The 18,381-nt window shown below is 68.7% G+C and carries 13 protein-coding genes; 9 read left to right on the top strand and 4 right to left on the bottom strand.

The features are described from left to right. Position 1 precedes the first annotated feature (1 nt). Entirely contained in the window at positions 2-922 is a 921-nt protein-coding gene (locus tag U4Z64_RS05090; RefSeq protein ID WP_321800587.1) for a LysR substrate-binding domain-containing protein, read from the bottom strand. 111 nt (positions 923-1,033) lie between these two features. On the opposite strand from U4Z64_RS05090, the gene U4Z64_RS05085 reads away from it, so the two are divergent. Beyond that, on the top strand, positions 1,034-1,672 hold the full coding sequence (locus U4Z64_RS05085; protein WP_124571777.1) for a glutathione S-transferase family protein: 639 nt from the start codon (positions 1,034-1,036) through the stop codon (positions 1,670-1,672). 305 nt (positions 1,673-1,977) lie between these two features. Further along, positions 1,978-4,179, top strand: a complete 2,202-nt coding sequence (locus U4Z64_RS05080) for a TonB-dependent siderophore receptor (RefSeq protein ID WP_321819395.1) — start codon at positions 1,978-1,980, stop codon at positions 4,177-4,179. A gap of 55 nt (positions 4,180-4,234) precedes the next feature. On the opposite strand, the gene U4Z64_RS05075 is transcribed toward U4Z64_RS05080, so the two are convergent. Next, on the bottom strand, positions 4,235-5,509 hold the full coding sequence (locus U4Z64_RS05075; RefSeq protein WP_321819394.1) for an MFS transporter: 1,275 nt from the start codon (positions 5,507-5,509) through the stop codon (positions 4,235-4,237). A 107-nt stretch (positions 5,510-5,616) separates the two neighbouring features. Between U4Z64_RS05075 and U4Z64_RS05070 the strand changes: the two genes are divergently transcribed. The 3 genes from U4Z64_RS05070 to U4Z64_RS05060 all read left to right on the top strand — a co-directional run bounded on the left by U4Z64_RS05070 (position 5,617) and on the right by U4Z64_RS05060 (position 7,367). Continuing rightward, positions 5,617-6,663, top strand: a complete 1,047-nt coding sequence (locus tag U4Z64_RS05070; RefSeq protein WP_321819393.1) for a LysR substrate-binding domain-containing protein — start codon at positions 5,617-5,619, stop codon at positions 6,661-6,663. 96 nt (positions 6,664-6,759) lie between these two features. Continuing rightward, positions 6,760-6,987, top strand: a complete 228-nt coding sequence (locus U4Z64_RS05065; RefSeq protein WP_044846164.1) for a type II toxin-antitoxin system Phd/YefM family antitoxin — start codon at positions 6,760-6,762, stop codon at positions 6,985-6,987. Then, a complete protein-coding gene (locus U4Z64_RS05060; protein ID WP_044846165.1) occupies positions 6,987-7,367 on the top strand; it encodes a type II toxin-antitoxin system VapC family toxin in 381 nt (126 codons plus the stop codon). The genes U4Z64_RS05065 and U4Z64_RS05060 overlap by 1 nt, the downstream gene beginning before the upstream one ends. Before the next feature lie 21 nt (positions 7,368-7,388). On the opposite strand, the gene dapA is transcribed toward U4Z64_RS05060, so the two are convergent. Further along, positions 7,389-8,282: a 4-hydroxy-tetrahydrodipicolinate synthase gene (gene dapA, locus U4Z64_RS05055; protein WP_321819392.1), complete on the bottom strand. Its 894-nt coding sequence runs from the start codon at positions 8,280-8,282 to the stop codon at positions 7,389-7,391. 452 nt (positions 8,283-8,734) lie between these two features. Between dapA and U4Z64_RS05050 the strand changes: the two genes are divergently transcribed. After that, the gene (locus U4Z64_RS05050; protein ID WP_321819391.1) at positions 8,735-9,754 is read left to right on the top strand and encodes a sulfate ABC transporter substrate-binding protein; all 1,020 of its coding nucleotides are present in this window, start codon (positions 8,735-8,737) and stop codon (positions 9,752-9,754) included. Positions 9,755-9,946: 192 nt separating this feature from the next. Further along, entirely contained in the window at positions 9,947-10,915 is a 969-nt protein-coding gene (locus U4Z64_RS05045) for an ion channel (RefSeq protein WP_124893697.1), read from the top strand. Between the two features lie 74 nt (positions 10,916-10,989). Here the strand turns inward: U4Z64_RS05045 and U4Z64_RS05040 are convergent, their stop codons facing one another. After that, entirely contained in the window at positions 10,990-11,604 is a 615-nt protein-coding gene (locus U4Z64_RS05040) for a glutathione S-transferase (RefSeq protein WP_321819390.1), read from the bottom strand. A 463-nt stretch (positions 11,605-12,067) separates the two neighbouring features. On the opposite strand from U4Z64_RS05040, the gene U4Z64_RS05035 reads away from it, so the two are divergent. Next, positions 12,068-12,625: a sugar O-acetyltransferase gene (locus U4Z64_RS05035; RefSeq protein ID WP_321819389.1), complete on the top strand. Its 558-nt coding sequence runs from the start codon at positions 12,068-12,070 to the stop codon at positions 12,623-12,625. A gap of 2,178 nt (positions 12,626-14,803) precedes the next feature. Next, the gene (locus U4Z64_RS05030; RefSeq protein ID WP_321819388.1) at positions 14,804-18,376 is read left to right on the top strand and encodes an indolepyruvate ferredoxin oxidoreductase family protein; all 3,573 of its coding nucleotides are present in this window, start codon (positions 14,804-14,806) and stop codon (positions 18,374-18,376) included. Positions 18,377-18,381 lie beyond the last annotated feature (5 nt).

Raw genomic sequence — 18,381 nt, 5'->3', positions numbered from 1 at the left:
GTCAGCGGCGCGGCGTTCTGCGCCGCGCTTCGCTGCGCAGCCAGTCGAGCCACGTGCGGATCGCCGCTTCCTGCGGATGGCCGGGGCGCCATACGACGTAGTGCGCATACACGTCGGTCACGCGCACCGTCGATACGCGCACGAGCGTGCCGTCCGCGAGCTCGGGCTCGATCAGCGAGCGGCGCGCGAGTGCGACGCCACGCCCTTTCAGCGTCGCGTCGATCAGCGCATTCGCATCGGCGAAACGCGGCGCGCGAGCGGATTCGGTGAGGTCGAGCCGCGCAGCCTGGAGCCACGGTTCCCATGGCTGCGCGGGATGGCGCAGCAACGTCGCGCGCACGAGATCGGCCGGCACGCGCGGCGCAATGCCGTCGCGATTGCGGTACGCGGGGCTCGCGACCGGGAAGATCGTCTCGTTCATCAGCTTTTCGGCGACGACGCCCGGCCAGCTGCCGGGCCCGTAGCGCAGCGCGACGTCGATGCGGTCGCGCTTGCGCAGCGGCGCGAGCGCCACGTCCGGGTGCAGCGCGATCGCGATGTGCGGATGCGCGGCCGTGAAGCGCGGCAGGCGTGGTGCGAGCCAGCGCTCGGCGACACTCGGCAGCACGCTGACGTTCAGCGTCACGTCGCAGGTACGCGGGCGGCTGCGTACGGCGAGCGCCGGCTCGAACGCGCGTTCGAGCACGCTCAGGCCCTGGCGCACCTGTAGCGCGAGCGCATGCGCGGCATGCGTTGGCGTTGCGCCGTTGCGTTCGCGCGTGAAGAGCGGGTAGCCGAGCTGCGCCTCGAGCGCGCGGATGTGCTGGCTGACGGCCCCTTGCGTGAGCGCAAGCGCATCGGCCGCGCGCGTGAAGCTCTGCAGCCGCACGGCGGCTTCGAACGCACGCAGCGTCTGGAGCGGGGGGAGGTGGATGCGTCGCATGCGGGTATTAGTAACACTAATGTTCAAGCACGACAATTCTTCGTTTGCCGCGCATCGGGATGCGTTCCTACACTCGGTTCCGTCTTCCACAGCGCCGTCGGGCCACACACCATGAACGCATATCGTCTCTATCTTTCGCCGGGCGCCTGCTCGCTCGCCGCTCATATCGCGCTGGAGGAAACCGGCGCGCCGTTCGACGTCGAGATCGTCTCGGTGCAGAAGCAGCAGAACCTCGCAGCGCCCTATCTGGCGATCAACGCGAAGGCGCGCGTGCCCGTGCTCGCGATTCCGGGCGAGCCGAGCGTGCTGACCGAAACGCCTGCGATCCTCACGTATCTCGCGCACCGCTATCCGGATGCGCAATTGCTGCCGCTCGGCGAACCGCTGCGCGAGGCGCGGTGTCATGAATGGCTCGCCTGGCTGGTCGGCTGGGTGCACGGCGTCGGCTACGGCGCGTTGTGGCGACCGGGCCGCTTCATCGGCGATCCGGCGCTGCACGGCGCGGTCAGCGCACACGGGCGCGGCACGATCGAAGCCGCGAACGCCTCGATCGAGGCCGCGCTCGCCGATGGCCGAACGTGGGCTGAACCGGGTGCGCATTCGATCGTCGATCCGTTCCTGTTGGTGCTGTATCGCTGGGGTGTTGCGATCGGACTCGACATGACGCAGCATGCGGCGTGGACAGCCCACGCGCAGCGCGAGGCCGAGCGGCCGGCCGCGCGGCGCGCGCTGGCGCGCGAGGCGGCCTGACGGATGCGCGGGCGCCGTGGGGCGTGCTGCGCCGCCCGCGTGTGACGAACGGCTGCCATTTCACGGTGCCGCGCATCGGTGGCGTGTACAGCGTCGGCGGCCTCCTGAACGCGAAGACCGCACGCAGCCAGCTGTCGCACGCTCCGTGCGAATGATCGAGACGCCACACTGCGTCATGCTGGCCTGCGCCATGCCCGCGTCGTTCGACGATTCATTCGGATCCCGAAGTTCGTACGTGTCCAATTGCCACGTCGACTCCATTTCTATTGAATGAGAACCATTCTCGTTAATGGGGTGGAGTGAACATGAGTCGTTGCATTCTGTCGAGCGCGACGCCGCCGCGTCGCGCGACCGCGTCCGTTGCGTTCGCGATGGTGACCTGTGCCGCCGCGCCTGCGTGCGCGGAAGAGGACGAGCCGCGCCACGCGCCGCACCTGAGCCCGATCTTCGTCCACGGCAATCGCGACGCCGGTACGCGCGTCGACCGGTCGGGTTCCGCCAAATACGCGACGCCGCTGCTCGACGTGCCGCAGACGATCACCGTCGTGCCGCGCGCGGTGCTCGACGAACAGCAGGCGCTGAGCCTGCGCGACGCGCTGTCGAACGTCGCGGGCATCACGTTCAACGCGGGAGAAGGCGGCGGCGGGTCGGGCGACATGTTCAATATCCGCGGCTTCGGCGCGAACGCGAATATGCAGCTCGACGGGTTGCGCGACAGTGCGCAGAACAATCGCAGCGACCTGTTCAACATCGAGGCGGTCGAGGTGATCAAGGGGCCGAACTCGGTATTCGGCGGCGCGGGCACGACGGGCGGCTCGGTGAACCTGATCAGCAAGACGCCGAAAGCCGGCGCGCTCACGGAGGCCGGCACGATGCTCGGAACGTCCGGCTACCGCCGCGTGACGCTCGATGCGAACCGGCCGGTGCCCGGCACCGAAGGCCGGGCCGCGTTCCGCCTGAACGCGATGGCGCATGTGAACGACGTGCCGGGCCGCAACGACATCCGCAAGCGCCGCTGGGGCGTCGCGCCGTCGCTCGCATTTGGCGTCGGCACGCCGACGCGCGTCACGCTCGGCTATTTTCACCAGTACGACAACAACCTGCCCGACTACGGGCTGCCTGCGCACAACGGCCAGGTGCTGGCCGGCATGTCGCGCGACCGCTATTTCGGCTGGCGCAATCTGGATCGCGAACGGATCGCTGCGGATGCCGTCACCGTGAAGGCCGAGCACGACGTGTCGTCCGGCCTGAAGGTGCAGAACCTGAGCCGCTACGCGCACCTGAATCGCGATACGGTGATTTCGGGAGCGCGCGTGAGCCTGGAAGGGCTGCCGCCCGGGCGTTACAAGCCGGCCGGGCCGCAAGGCTACGGCCGCGACGCGTCGACCGCGATGTGGGCGAACCAGACGAACGTGACGAGCACGTTCACGACGTTCGGCGTCGGGCATACGCTCGTCACGGGCTTCGAGATCTCGCGCGAAACGTACGGCCGCACGACCTATTCGTACGGGCTCAACCGGTTCTACCCGGCCGACGGCTTTGCGCTCGCGGCGCCGCCCGGCGTGTGGCGCGGCCCGGCGCAGCGCGAGGACAGTGCCCGCCAGGACACCGCGCTGGTCGTGAAGGCGCTGTACGCGTTCGACACGATCTCGGTCGGCCGCTACTGGGACATCGACGTCGGGCTGCGGCACGACTGGATCGACGGCTGGGCGAAAGGGGCCGCGGCCGGCAAGCCCGCCGAGCGCGCGGACAGTTCCGACCGTCACCTGAGCACGCGCGCGGGGCTCGTGTTCAAGCCGACCGACAACGGTCGCGTGTATTTCGCGTATGGCACGTCGTTCAACCCGTCCGCCGAATTTCTCGTGACCTCCGGCTCCGGCGTGAGCGCGGCGACCGGTGCGCTCGCGCCCGAGAAGAACGAGAGTTTGGAGCTCGGCGCGAAATGGGAGGGGCTCGCGGGCGTCGCGCTGAACGGCGCGCTGTTCCAGACCGAAAAGAACAACGCACGCGAACGCATGGCCGACGGCAGCTACGCGCTCGTGGGCCGGCAGCGCGTTCGCGGCATCGAGCTCGGGGCCGCGGGCAAGGTGACGCCGCAGTGGGACGTGTTTGCCAACTACACGTATCTCGCGAGCGTCACGCTCAGTTCACCGGCCACGCCGCGCCGCGACGGACAGGCGCTCGGCAACACGCCGCGGCACGCGTTCAACCTGTGGACGACCTATCGGTTGCCGGCCGGCTGGACGGTCGGCTACGGTTCGCACTTCGTCGGCCGGCGCAACGTGACGTCGCAAGGCGACGGCAAGCTCGGCGCGTACTGGGTGCACAACCTGATGGCGTCGTACGACGTGAGCCGCAGGCTGCGCTTCCAGCTGAACGTCGACAACCTGTTCGATCGCGCCTATGTCGAACGCGTGCGGCAGGTGGTGGGAAACGCATCGCAATCGTCGGCCGTCGAGTTCGGCGATGGCCGCTCGGCGATGCTGTCGGCCGTGTACAAGTTCTGAATGCCGCGCCATGCGGTCGGCAGGACGGGCGTCGCCGCTGGCGCCCGCTTGCTGGCTAGCGGGCAAACAACGGGTACGTTGCCGCCGCGATCAGCGCGGTCGCGAGCCACACCACGCTCCACGAGCTGACGGCGAGCAGCGGCGGAATCGCGAGCGGCGTCGCGAACAGCCCCAGATAGACGACCGTGTTCGCCATCCCGAGGGCGGTGCCTGCGTGGTTCGCGCCCGCGAGCGTCGCGAGTTCGGTGTACGCGACGCCGTGCCAGGCCGACACGCAGATGCCGGCGAACACGAGGATCGCGACGATCGCGGCGAGCGGCACGTGCGGGCTGCCGGCAGTCGCGGCCGCGAGCAGCGCGAACGATCCGGACGCGACGCAGACCGACCCGCGCAGGTACGCACGCCGGTTGCCGTGCCGGTCGGTATGGCGGCCGCTCCACACGCGCATCACCATCGCGCCCAACTGCAGCGCGACCATCGCCGCGCTGATGCCGGCGAGGCCGAGCCGGCCGAAATCGTGCAGGAACACGGTCGCGAACGTGAGTACCGCGAACTGCGGCGCACACAGCGCGCCGATGCCGAGCACGATGCGCCAGACGCGGCCGCTCGCGAGCGGACTGCGCGCGGGCGCGGCCGGCGATTGGTGCCCGACGGCGCGGTTCGCGTCGGCGGGCGCGGTGGCCGCCGTGTCGGGCGGTTCGTGCAGCCAGCGCCACGTGAGCGCGGCCGATCCGGCACACAGCAGCATCAGCGCGCCGTACACCGCGGCAAAGCCCGCATGCGACGCGAGCGACGGCAGCAGCGCCGCGCCGACGCCGCCGCCGAGCGGCACGGCCGTCTGGCGGATGCTCATCGCGAGCCCGCGTTCGCGCTCGCCGAACCAGCGCATCACCGCGCGTCCGCTCGAGCCGTTCACGCTGCCGCCGAGCAGGCCGACGCAGCACATCGCCGCGACGACGCGCATGAGCGGCGGCACCGCGTGCGCGGCCGGGACGATCGTGGCCACCATCAGCGCCAGCATCGCGGCGGTCGCGACGAGGCCGGTGAGCAGTACGCGGCGATCGCCGATGCGGTCGGCGGCGATCCCCCACGGCAGTTCGGACAGCGCGACGCCGAAGCCGAGCGCGCCGAGCACGAGGCCCAGCGCGCCGTTGTCGAGGTGATAGGCCGAGCGCATCCACACGGCGGTGGTCGGAATGCCCGCCGCGGCGGCGGAAAAGCTCATGTTCGCGGCGACGCCGGCCGCGAGCACGCGCCAGCGATGGGCCGGGCCGCGCGCGTCGCGCGCTGGCAAGGACGGGGACGGGGATGCTAGGCAGGAGGTATCCATGGCGACAGGGCCCGTGTGGAAATTGACATCGCCAGTGTGGCGACCTACATTCATCCTGAAAATCGGAAAGTTTTTGATGAATCGTTCGATAAAACGGGATGATTGAGATGTCCGGACAAGACCCTGCCCCCGGCGAGGCGTCGCTCGTGGCGCCCGACGCCACGCTAGCCCGGCCGAACTTCGACGTCGCGGCGCTGCGCAGCCTGGTCGCGGGTGTGGATCTCGGCAGCTTCGCGAAGGCCGCCGATCGCGTCGCGCGTTCGTCGTCGGCGGTGAGCGCGCAGATCCGCAAGCTCGAGGAACAGGCCGGCACGCCGCTGTTCGTGAAGGCCGGCCGCGGGCTCGCGCTGACCGACGCCGGCGACGCGATGCTGCGCTATGCGCGGCGGATGATCGAGCTGAACGACGAAGCGGCCGCGGCCGTGCGCGGCGTGAATCTCGACGGCTGGGTGCGGGTCGGCCTTCAGGAGGACTTCGGCGAAGCGATCCTGCCCGACGTGCTCGGGCGTTTCGCGCGTGCGCATCCGAAGGTGAGGATCGAGGCGCGCGTCGCGCGCAATGCCGAGTTGCTCGAGCGGCTCGACGCGAACCAGCTCGATCTCGCGCTCGTGTGGGGCGACCCGGCGTCGGCGGCGCTGGTGTCGCGCGCGGGCATCGACAGCGACGCGATCGCGCAGGTGCCGATGCAGTGGATCGCGGCGAGCGGCGCGAGCGGTTTCGGCGTGCCGGACGCCGACGGACCGGCGGATGCGGTCGACGACGGCGCCGCGCGTCTGTGTGCGATGCGCGCATCGGGCGAGCCGTTGCCGCTCGTCGTGTTCGATCGGCCGTGCCGCTTCTTCGGCGCGGCGACCGATGCGCTCGACCGCGCGGGCGTGCCGTGGCGCGTCGCGTTCACGACGCCGAGCCTGGCCGGGCTGTGGGCGGCGGCGGCGGCCGGCCTCGGGCTGACCGTGCGCTCGCACTACGGGCTGCCCGCGTCGGTGCGTGTGCTCGACGCGGTGTCGTCCGGGCTGCCGGCACTGCCGGGCCTGCCACTGATGCTGCTGCGGCGGACGTCGTCGGCGACGCCGACCGTCGAGCGGCTCGCGCGGATCGTCACGCAGGCGGTGCGGGACGCGACGCGAGGGGACGCGGGGGCGCTGGCGGCGTGATGGCGATCGACACGCCTGCGCCCGGCTGGGCGTTCGGCCTATTGGTGGGACGGGGCGAATGTCGTGACAATGGTGGATCACTCAACGGAGGCCATCATGCAAGTTGCCACTGTCCCGGAAGCCGCGCTCGATCTTCAGCGGCTTCTCGATGCCGCGATCGCCGGCGAACGCGTCGTGATCATGCAGGACGGCAAGCAGTCGGTCCGGCTCGTGCCGCTCAAGCCGATTCATCCATTCGGCGCCCTCGAGGGCGAGATCTGGATTGCGGACGATTTCGATGCACCGCTTTCCGCCGAGGAGCTCGCGGCGTTCGAAGGTGAGTAATGCGGCTGCTGTTCGACACGCACATCTTTCTCTGGGCGGTGGCGAATGATCCGAAGTTGAGCGCTCGGGCGCGCAAGCTGATCGTCGCAGCCGACGAAGTGTTCATCAGCAGCGCGAGCATCTGGGAAGTCGCGATCAAGGCCGGGAAAGGGAAGCTGGACGTCGATGTGGATCGGTTGGTCGACAAACTGAACGCGAGCCAATATCGCGAACTGCCGGTTCGGGCCGCACACGGTGCGGCCGTACGTCATCTTCCCCATTACCATGGCGATCCGTTCGACCGCTTGCTGGTCGCACAGGCCTGGTCCGAACCGATGCTGCTCATCACCGCCGACGGCCATCTTGCGCAGTATGGCGCGTCGCGGATTCTGACGGTCTGAAACAGTTTCGGGAGCGAAATCCTACGCTGCCGCGACCGTCTGCGCCGACGCCTCCAGCGCCGCGCACAGCTTGCCGAGCCTCTCCCGCAACCCCGCGCTCGCCGGCACGAACGGCAACCGCAGCCCGTCCTCGCACCACCCCTGCGCAGCCAGCACCGCCTTCACCGGCGCCGGATTCGGCTCCGCGAACAGCGCCGCGACGAGCGGCTGCAGCGCGACCGACAGCCGTCTCGCGTCGGCGAGCCGGCCGTCGCGCAGCAGCGCGTGGATGCGCACGTGCCATCCGGGCAGCACGTGCGCGCTGCTGGCGATCGCGCCATGCGCGCCGGCACACAGCGCGGCGAAGTTCTGGTTGTCGTCGCCGGAGAGGATCGCGAGCGGCGTCTCGTGCACGAGCCGGCTCATCCGGTCGAGCGTCCCGCCGCATTCCTTGATGCCCGCGACGCGCGGATCGCGCGCGAGCGCCTGCAGCGTCTCCAGTTCGACGTTCACGCCGGTGCGATACGGGATGTTGTAGACGAGGACCGGCAGGTCGGCCGCCTCGACGATCGCCTCGACGTGGCGGCGGATCCCGTCCTGCGTCGGCCGAACGTAGACGGGCGGCGTGACGAGCAGCCCGTCGGGCCGCAGCGCGGCGAGTTCGCGTGCGCGGGCGGCCGCGAAGTGCGTCGCGCTCGCGGTGAGCCCGACGACGATCGGCAGGTCGGGCACCGCATCGCGCAGCGTCGCGAACACGGCGTCCTGTTCGTGCGCGTCGAGCAGCACGCCTTCACCGGTCGTCGCGCCCGCGACGAACCCGGCGACGCCCGCCGCCGCATAGTGACGCGCGAGCCGCGCGAGCGCGCCGTGGTCGACCTCGCCGTCGTGGAACGGCGTGACGAGCGGCAGCCAGATACCTTCGAAACGTGTGTGCATGCAAAGCCTCATGGTGGAAACGGAGTGGGAAGGAACCGTTCCGCCGGCGGGGTGCCGGAGCGAGGCGTGCGAGCAAGGAGAAAGAAACGACCTGCGGGCATCCCGTCCGGCATTCGCCTGACGGGACGCGACGCCCCCGTCAGTCGAGGTGTCGTTTTTTCAGTTTCAGCCCGGCCGCGCGCGCGCCTGCCGCGATGGCGGCAAGGATCGACGGCGAACGCGGGGCAACGGACATGGATGAACCGTGAAAGGGGCTGAACGGCGATCTTAACACCGGATCCGGCGCGTACGCGAGCGACGCGCGCCGCTTAGCAGAATTAGAGATTTGCTTTCCACGACAGATTGGAAAGTGCGTCGCGCCCGGCCGTTAGAATGCCCGCTTACGTTTCGATGACAGCGCGTACGCGTGCCGTCACGCCTATTCACCACCACTGGAAACGGGGCATATCACGATGGCAAGCATCAAGGGGATCGGCCGCTGGCTGCACACGGGCGCCGCGGCGGCGCTGGTCGTGGTGGCCACGGCCGCGCATGCGGACACGTCGATCCTGAACGTGTCGTACGACGTGACGCGCGAGCTGTACAAGGACATCAACACGAGCTTCGCCGCCGCCTACAAGCAGCAGACGGGTGAAACGGTGACGATCAAGCAGTCGCACGGCGCGTCGAGCGCGCAGGCGCTGTCGGTGTTGCAGGGGCTGCAGGCCGACGTCGTGACGATGAACCAGCCGAACGACATCGACCTGCTCGCCGAGCGCGGCCAGCTGCTGCCGAAGGACTGGCGCGCGCGCTTCCCCGACGGCAGCTCGCCGTACTCGACGACGATGGTGTTCCTCGTGCGCAAGGGCAATCCGAAGGCGATCAAGGACTGGAGCGATCTCGCGAAGCCGGGCGTGCAGGTGATCATCGCGAACCCGAAGACGTCGGGCAACGGTCGTTACGCGTACCTCGCCGCGTGGGGCTACCAGAAGCAGAAGGGCGCGACCGACCAGCAGGCGCTCGACTTCGAGAAGGCGATCTTCCGCAACGTGCCGGTGCTGGACTCGGGCGGCCGCGGCGCGACGACGACCTTCACGCAGCGCGGCATCGGCGACGTGCTCGTCACGTTCGAGAACGAAGTCGCGCTGATGGACACCGGCGCGTCGGGCGCGGAATTCGACGCCGTGTACCCGTCGGCGAGCATCCTCGCGGAGCCGCCCGTCGCCGTCGTCGACAAGGTTGCCGACAAGAAGGGCACGCGCAAGGTCGCGCAGGCGTATCTCGACTACCTGTACACGCCGCAGGCGCAGGAGATCATCGCGCAGCACCATCTGCGCCCGCGCGACGCGACCGTGCTGAAGAAGCATGCGGCCGAGTTCAAGCCGCTGAAGACGTTCAGCGTCGAGCAGGTTTTCGGCAGCTGGGCGAACGCGCAGAAGACTCACTTCGCCGACGGCGGCACGTTCGACCGCGTGATCGTCGACCGCAAGTAAGTTCGGCGGCAGGCCGCAAGCCGCAAGCCCCAGGCCGCGCCGCGAGCACGCCGAACGACCGCGAAGCCGGCCGCCGATGCGGCCGGCTTTTTTTCGCGCCGCACGCGCGAGCCCGCTCCGCATCGCTGCGCATTCCCGGCCGCCGCCCGCGCGTGCTACGCTCATCGCCTCCTTGCTCCAGGCCCTTGCGCGATGAACGTCGATTCGTCCTCCCCAGCCACCCGCGGCCGCGGCCGCAAGATCTGGTCGGGCACCCGCCCCGTGATCGCGTACGGGATGCCGCCGCTCGGCTGGCGCGACCTCTATCACCGCGCGCTGACGGTGAGCTGGCCCGTATTCTTCCTGTCGCTCGCGGTGCTGTTCCTGCTGCTCAACGGCGGCTTCGCGACGCTCTACCTGCTTGGCCACGCGCCGATCGCGAACCAGTCGCCGGCCGGGTTCGCCGGCGCGTTCTTCTTCAGCGTCGAGACACTCGCAACGGTCGGTTATGGCGACATGCATCCGCAGACCGTCTACGCGCACGTCGTCTCGACCTTCGAGATCTTCATCGGGATGTCGGGCATCGCGCTCGCGACCGGCCTCGTGTTCGCGCGCTTCTCGCGGCCGCAGGCGAAGATCCTGTTCGCGCGTTACGCGATCGTGCGTCCGCTGAACGGGCGGATGACGCTGATGGTGCGCGCCGCGAATGCGCGCCAGAACGTGATCGCCGAAGCGCAGGCGAAACTGCGGCTGATGCGCGTCGAAGGCACGCACGAGGGTTATATGCTGCGCAAGATCCATGACCTGCCGCTCGTGCGCAACGAGCATCCGATCTTCCTGCTCGGCTGGAACCTGATGCACGTGATCGACGAAACGAGCCCGCTGTTCGGCGAGACGGCCGAGTCGCTCGCCGCGCGCGACGCGTCGCTGCTGATCACGATCGAGGGCTCCGACGAGACGACCGCGCAAGTCATGCAGGCGCGCTACTCATGGACGCATGCGGAGATCCGCTGGCGTCATCGCTATGTCGACCTGATGCACGACGAAGGCGGCATCACGCACATCGACTACACGCATTTTCACGAAGTCGTGCCGGTCGACACCGATACGGACGAGCGCGGCTCGCCGGGCGTGGTGGTCGAGGCCGGCACGGCCGCGCAGACGCCCGGGCCGGCTGCATGACGGCCGTGAACGGCGCGAACGGGCGCCGGCCTTCGGGCGCGGCCGCCGCGACGGAAGGCCGTGCCGTTCCCGCGTCACGCATGCAGCAGGCGCGCCGCTTCGCGCTGTTCGACCGCGACCGCGCGGCGATGGCCGTCGCGATCCTCGGCGCGCGCGACGTAGTCGCCGAGCACGCCTTCGTGCGGCAGCAGGTGCGCGTCGAACGCGATCTTCAGCGTGCTGGCGAGCAGCAGGTCGGCCGCGGTGAAGTGATCGCCGACGAGCCAGCGGCTGTGGGCGAGCGTTTGTGCGAGCGCACGCTGCACGCGCGTGATGTTGCCCCAGCCGAAGGCGACCGGATTGCCCGACGCGCCGGTGAATTTCTCGGCCATCGCCGGCTCGAGGCAGGTGGGCGTGAAGAACATCCACTGCAGGAAGCGGCCGCGCAGCGGATCGTCCGGTGCAATGCCGAGCCCGGCGCGCGGACAGCGATCGGCGAGATAGAGCAGCACGGCGCCGGATTCGGCGAACGGTTCGCTGCCGTCGTCGAGCGCGGGCAGCTTGGCCATCGGATTGACCTGGACGAACGCGTCGCTGCCTTGTTCGTGCGATCGCAAGTCGATCGGCACGAGCTCGTAGACGGCGCCGATTTCCTCCAGCATCCACAGCGCCCGGAATGCCCGGGTCTTCGGCCAGTAGTAGAGCTTCATCGCGCCTCCGCGTATGGGTGTGCGTGTCGGGTCGGTGGATGCTCAAGCGTACCCGAGCGGGAGAGGTTCGGACAGGGGCGGACGGCGAGAATGGCGGAGCCTGGCGCGGGCGCGTGTCGTGCGTGTCCGGGCGGATGCGGGCGGGTAGGGAATTTCCCGCAAAGCCTTGTATGGCGGAAGTTCATGAATTAACTAGTCATGAAACGACTAGTTTGAGATTGACGTATGCGTGCTCGGCTGAAGCGATCACGACCGTGCTGTTCCACGGCTTTGCAGCAGCGTCGTCGGCTGCCCGCACGAGCCCGGACGATGGCCGTCGGCGGGGCGCGAAACGTGGAAACCGGGTGACCCTGCGCGGGTCGACCGAATGACTGAATTCAAGGCGATGCGATCGTATTCGGCGAGTCAGGCGCTGCGTGATGCGCGGCGTGCCGGTTCGAGCGCGCACGGAGAACGGCAACGAATGGCGAACGACGATCGCACCACGATCATTCCCCGGCGCACGCCGGAATCGGCCGCGATGCGCGCCGAGCTCGAGCGGACGATGGCGATCACCGCGCGGCTCAACCGTCTGACGTTCGACGATGCGAAGGACGTCCTGACATTGTTCGGAGAACTGATCGGAAGGGCGATGGACGACGGTTTTCTGCTGATCCCGCCGTTTTATGCGACGGGCGGCGCCGATACGCGGATCGGCCGCAACGTGTTCATCAACCAGAACTGCACGTTCTATGACCTCGGCGGCCTCGACATCGGCGACGACGTGATGATCGGGCCGAACGTCAGTCTCATCACGTCGGGCCATCCGGTCGAGCCGTCCCGCCGGCGCGACGCCGTCGTCGCCCGGCCGATCGTGATCGGGAGCAACGTGTGGATCGGCGCGGGTGCGACGATCATCGGCGGCGTGACGGTCGGCGAGAACTCGGTTGTCGGCGCGGGTGCCGTCGTGACGCGCGACGTCCCGCCGAATACGCTGGTTGGCGGAAACCCGGCGCGGATCATCCGTTCGATTGCCGAATGACGGCGCTTGCGGGCGCCGTCCGCTTCGGCGCGGATGTGGACAACCGGGTTTCCGCCCACTCGAAATGCTGTGGATTCGAACGGTGAGCGTGCGTCAGGAGGCCGAATTTGCGGGGCTTTCCGGCATCCGGCGCCGATCGCGGGCAGGTGCGTGAACCGACGTTGCCGCAGCGCCCGCGGTGGATTTTTTCGTCGCGTCGGTTGTGGATATCCCGGCCTCGAAACCACTCGGCAGACTGTGCATTTCACCGGTGAGTGCGGCCGGATGCGCGATGCAGGGTGTGGACAACCGGGAATCGCGACGACGAAAAATGCTGTGCCTTTGACCGGTGAGCGCCGCCGACCGATCGCGCGTGAGACTTGCCTGGTGCGGACTTCCGGGCGTCGCACGAAATCCGGAGCGCCGCGCATTCTAACGGCGAGTGCGGAGCGGCGATAGAGCCGCGCGCTCATCGCGGTGTGGATATCCTGCCGTGGAATTCACTCGAAGCGCTGTGTATTTCAATGGTGAGCGTCGGTACCCGGACGGGCCAGGTGTCGACTTGCGTGCCCGTTCCCGATCTTCGACGCGGCTTCGGGGTCGCGCATTCTAACCGCACACGCGATCGCGCGTGCCATTCGCGTGCTTGCCGCGATGTGGATATCCGGTCGCCTAAAGCAGTCGACGTGCTGTGTCTTTCGGTGGAGAGGGCGCACGCGTGCTGCTCTGCCGCGTCGGTGCGACTGCGGATGCGTGGGCTTCGGCGTGGTTTGCATGTGCTGCCGGTCACGCCTGAATCGGCGCTTTCGTGCGACACCGTGCCTTCGCTCACCATCGAATTTCACAGTGTTCCGAGTGGTCGAGGATCGAGCTATCCACACCCGAATCGGTACCCTCGTTCGACTGCCGTGCCGTCGCTCACCGTCGAATTTCACAGTGTTCCGAGTGGTCGCGGATCGAGCTATCCGCACCCGAATCGGCGTCCTCGTTCGACTGCCGTGCCGTCGCTCACCGTTGAATTTCACAGCGTTCCGAGTGGTCGTGGATCGAGCTGTCCACACCCGAATCGGCACCCTCGTTCGACTGCCGTGCCGTCGCTCACCGTTGCAAGTCACAGCGTCTCGAGTGGTCGCGGATCGAACTATCCACACCCGAATCGGCACCCTCATTCGATCGCCGTGCCGTCACTCACCGTTGCAAATCACGGCGTTTGGCGTTGTCGTGGGGCGGCCTGTTCGCATCCGGATCAGCGCTCACCGTCGAAATGCACAGCGTTTCGAGTCGTCGCGGGTTGGGCTGTCCACACCCGGATCGGCATCCTTGTTCGATTGCGTGCCGATGCTCATCATCGAAATTCACTGGATTTTCAGCGCCTGGTTGGGACGATATCCCCACCCGTGCTGGCACCTCGTCCGGCGACGCGACTGCATGCGCCGACGAACGCCAAGGCCGTGCGGGCGCTTGCGGAGGCGGGCCCATCCACACTGAAGCGCGCTGTCCCGCGTCGCCCGGACGCTCCGAAACGTCGCGAGGGCGGACGGCGGTGTGGATATCGCGCTGCCGAATCGACTCGCAAACCTGTGCATCCCACAGGTGAGGACGAACGCCGCCTCATCGGGGCAGGAATCCGACGGTGTGGATATCTCCCGCCAACATCGACTCGCCGCGCTGTGAATTTCGACGGTGAGCGTCGGCATCCGCTCGAACCGCGGACCGATCGAGGTGTGGACATCCGGCCTCCGGCTCGACTCGAAACCCTGTGCAACCGAATGGTGAGCGCGCGGGCCAGCCCGAAACGCCGCCCCGGCATTGTGGACATCCCGCACCCGCGACCAATCCGAACGCTGTGCATTCGATGGGTGAGGGCTCGCCCGTTCCGCCACCCGAGCCCTTGCCGCACGGCCTGCGAGCGCTTGCCGCCGCGCCCGCGGGCTGCCTCCCGCGCATTCCGGCCTTTTCGAGGCAACCCGCCTGCCCACCCCGACACGCCCCGAACAGCCGCCCGCCACCCCGCGCGAAAAATCTCTCGATTTCCGACCGAAACCTGCGCAGTTTTTCTCGCTCCGGCGTCATCCGAGCAAGATGAGAAAAAACTTTCTCGTCTCCCCGCGAAAAAATAGAGCCATCCAGCCGCAGCCCCGGCCGGCGTCTCCCGACGCCCCGTGCGCGGCCCAGAACACACAATCAGGAGACATCCCCATGACCGCCCGCCTGCCCGTCGACGGCACGCCCGCTCTATCCGACTACCGCCTGACCGACAACCTGACCGCCACGCGCGGCCGGATCTTCCTGACCGGCACGCAGGCGCTGGTCCGCCTGCTGCTGATGCAGCGCGCAGCCGATACCGCGCAGGGCCTGAACACGGCCGGCTTCGTCAGCGGCTACCGCGGCTCGCCGCTCGGGATGGTCGACCAGCAGCTGTGGAAGGCGAAGAAACTGCTCGACGGCAGCGGCGTGCGCTTCCTGCCCGCGATCAACGAGGAACTCGGCGGCACCGCCGTGCTCGGCACGCAGCGCGTCGAGGCGGACCCGGAGCGCACCGTCGATGGCGTGTACGCGATGTGGTACGGCAAGGGTCCCGGCGTCGACCGCGCCGGCGACGCGCTGAAGCACGGCAACGCATACGGTTCGTCGCCGCACGGCGGCGTGCTGGTGGTGGCCGGCGACGACCATGGCTGCGTGTCGTCGTCGATGCCGCACCAGAGCGACTTCGCGATGATCGCGTGGCACATGCCGGTCGTGAACCCGTCGAACATCGCCGACATGCTGGAGTTCGGCCTGTACGGCTGGGCGCTGTCGCGCTACTCGGGCGCATGGGTCGGCTTCAAGGCGATCTCTGAGACCGTCGAATCGGGCTCGACCGTCGATCTCGACGCGCTGCAGACGCAATGGCCGGCGCCGGCGGGCTTCGCGCCGCCGGCGGGCGGCCTGCACAACCGCTGGCCCGACCTGCCGAGCCTCACGATCGAAGCGCGCCTCGCCGCGAAGCTCGACGCGGTGCGCCACTTCGCGCGCACCAACAGCATCGACAAATGGATCGCGCCGAGCGCGCACGCGAACGTCGGCATCGTCACGTGCGGCAAGGCGCACCTCGACCTGATGGAGGCGCTGCGCCGGCTCGACCTCACCGTCGCCGACCTGGAAGCGGCCGGCGTGCGGATCTACAAGGTCGGCCTGTCGTATCCGCTCGAGATGACACGGATCGAAACCTTCGTCGACGGCCTGTCGGAAGTGCTCGTCATCGAAGAGAAGGGCCCGGTGATCGAGCAGCAGATCAAGGACTACCTGTACAACCGCGCGGACGGTGCGCGCCCGCGCGTGCTCGGCAAGCACGACGCCGAAGGCGCGTGCCTGCTGTCCGAGCTCGGCGAACTGCGCCCGTCGCGGATCCTGCCGGTGTTCGCCACCTGGCTCGCGCGGCACAAGCCGGCGCTCGACCGGCGCGAGCGCGTCGTCGATCTCGTCGCGCCGCAGATCCTGTCGAACGAGGCCGACGCGGTGAAGCGCACGCCGTACTTCTGCTCGGGCTGCCCGCACAACACGTCGACGAAGGTGCCGGAAGGCTCGATCGCGCAGGCCGGCATCGGCTGCCACTTCATGGCGTCGTGGATGGAGCGCGACACGACGGGCCTGATCCAGATGGGCGGCGAGGGCGTCGACTGGGCCGCGCACGCGATGTTCACCAACACGAAGCACGTGTTCCAGAACCTCGGCGACGGCACCTACTTCCATTCGGGCATTCTCGCGATCCGCCAGGCGGTCGCCGCGAAAGCGAACATCACGTACAAGATCCTCTACAACGACGCGGTCGCGATGACGGGCGGCCAGCCGGTCGACGGCAGCATCTCGGTGCCGCAGATCGCGCGGCAGGTCGAGGCGGAAGGCGTGTCGCGCTTCGTCGTGGTGTCCGACGAACCGGAGAAGTACGACGGCCATCACGGGCTGTTCCCGAAGGGCACGACGTTCCATCACCGCAGCGAACTCGACGCGGTGCAGCGCGAGCTGCGCGAGACGCCGGGCGTCACCGTGCTGATCTACGACCAGACCTGCGCGGCCGAGAAGCGTCGCCGCCGCAAGAAGGGCGAATTCCCCGACCCGGACAAGCGGCTGTTCATCAACGACGCGGTATGCGAAGGCTGCGGCGACTGCGGCGTGCAGTCGAACTGCCTGTCGGTCGAGCCGCTCGAGACGCCGCTCGGCCGCAAGCGCCGCATCGACCAGTCGTCGTGCAACAAGGACTACTCGTGCGTGAACGGCTTCTGCCCGAGCTTCGTGACGGTCGAAGGCGCGGCGCTGAAGAAGGCCGCGGGCGCGGCGTTCGACGAAGCCGCGCTCGCCGTGCGCGTCGACGCGCTGCCGGTGCCCGCGACCCATCTCGATGCGGCGCCGTACGACATGCTGGTCACGGGGGTGGGCGGCACGGGCGTCGTGACGGTCGGCGCGCTGATCAGCATGGCCGCGCACCTCGAAGGCAAGAGCGCGTCGGTGCTCGACTTCATGGGCTTCGCGCAGAAGGGCGGCTCGGTGCTGTCGTTCGTGCGGATCGCGTCGAGCGACCGGTGGCTGAACCAGGTGCGCATCGACACGCAGCAGGCCGACGTGCTGCTCGCGTGCGACATGGTCGTCGGCGCGAGCGCCGAGGCGCTGCAGACGGTGCGCCACGAGCGCACGCGGATCGTGGTCAACACGCACCGGATTCCGAACGCGTCGTTCGTGCAGAACCCCGACGCGAACCTGCACGCGGATGCGCTGCTCGAAAAAATGCATCACGCGGCCGGCGACGGCTACCTGTCGAGCTGCGACGCGCAGGCGCTCGCCGCGAAATTCCTCGGCGATTCGATCGGCGCGAACATCCTGATGCTCGGCTACGCGTGGCAGCTCGGCCTCGTGCCGGTGTCGCTCGCCGCGATGATGCGCGCGATCGAGCTGAACAACGTCGCGGTGCCGATGAACAAGCTTGCGTTCGCGATCGGCCGGATGGCGGCCGGCGACGCGGCGGGCCTCGACGCATTGTGGAACGCGCGTCACGCGGTGGCCGTGCACGCCGCGCCGGAGACGCTCGCCGAGCTGATCGCCGATCGCGAAGCGCGCCTCGACGCCTACGGAGGCGTGCGTTACGTCGAGCGCTACCGCGCACTGGTGAACGCGGCGCGCGCGAAGGGCGACGATGCGCTGACGCGCGCGGTCGTGACGACGTTCTACCGGTTGCTCGCGGTGAAGGACGAATACGAGGTTGCCCGGCTGTATGCGGACGGCGCGTTCCGCACGGCGCTCGAAGCGCAGTTCGAAGGCGTGCCGGGGCAGGACTATCGCGTGAAGTTCAACCTGGCGCCGCCGACGGTCGCGAAGGCCGGCCGCGACGGCAGCGTGCCGAAGAAGCGCGTGTTCGGCCAGTGGATGTGGCCGGTGCTCGGCACGCTCGCGCGCGTGCGCAGCCTGCGCGGCACGTGGCTCGATCCGTTCGGCCGCACGGCCGAGCGCAGGATGGAGCGCGCGCTCGCGGACGACTACGAGACGACGCTCACGCGCGCGCTCGCCGCGGTGACCGCCGGCAATGCGGCGCAGGTCACGCAGCTGGCTGATCTGCATGCCCGCGTGCGCGGCTTCGGTCACGTGAAGGTGCGCAACCTCGCGGGCGTGAAGCGTGCGGAACGCGAGCTCGCGCTGCAGCTCGGCATCGACGCGGCGACGAGTGCGGCAGTGCAGCACGCGCTCGACGAGATGAAGGGCGCGGGAATGCTGAAGGGGATTCCGGTCGTCGTCGCGAAGTAACGCCG

Origin of the sequence: Burkholderia sp. BCC1996 (genome assembly GCF_905339955.1) — a bacterium.
In the GTDB taxonomy this organism is placed as follows: domain Bacteria; phylum Pseudomonadota; class Gammaproteobacteria; order Burkholderiales; family Burkholderiaceae; genus Burkholderia.
The sequence above is the reverse complement of the archived record's forward strand: the minus strand, read 5'-3'. Positions and strand labels throughout refer to the sequence as shown.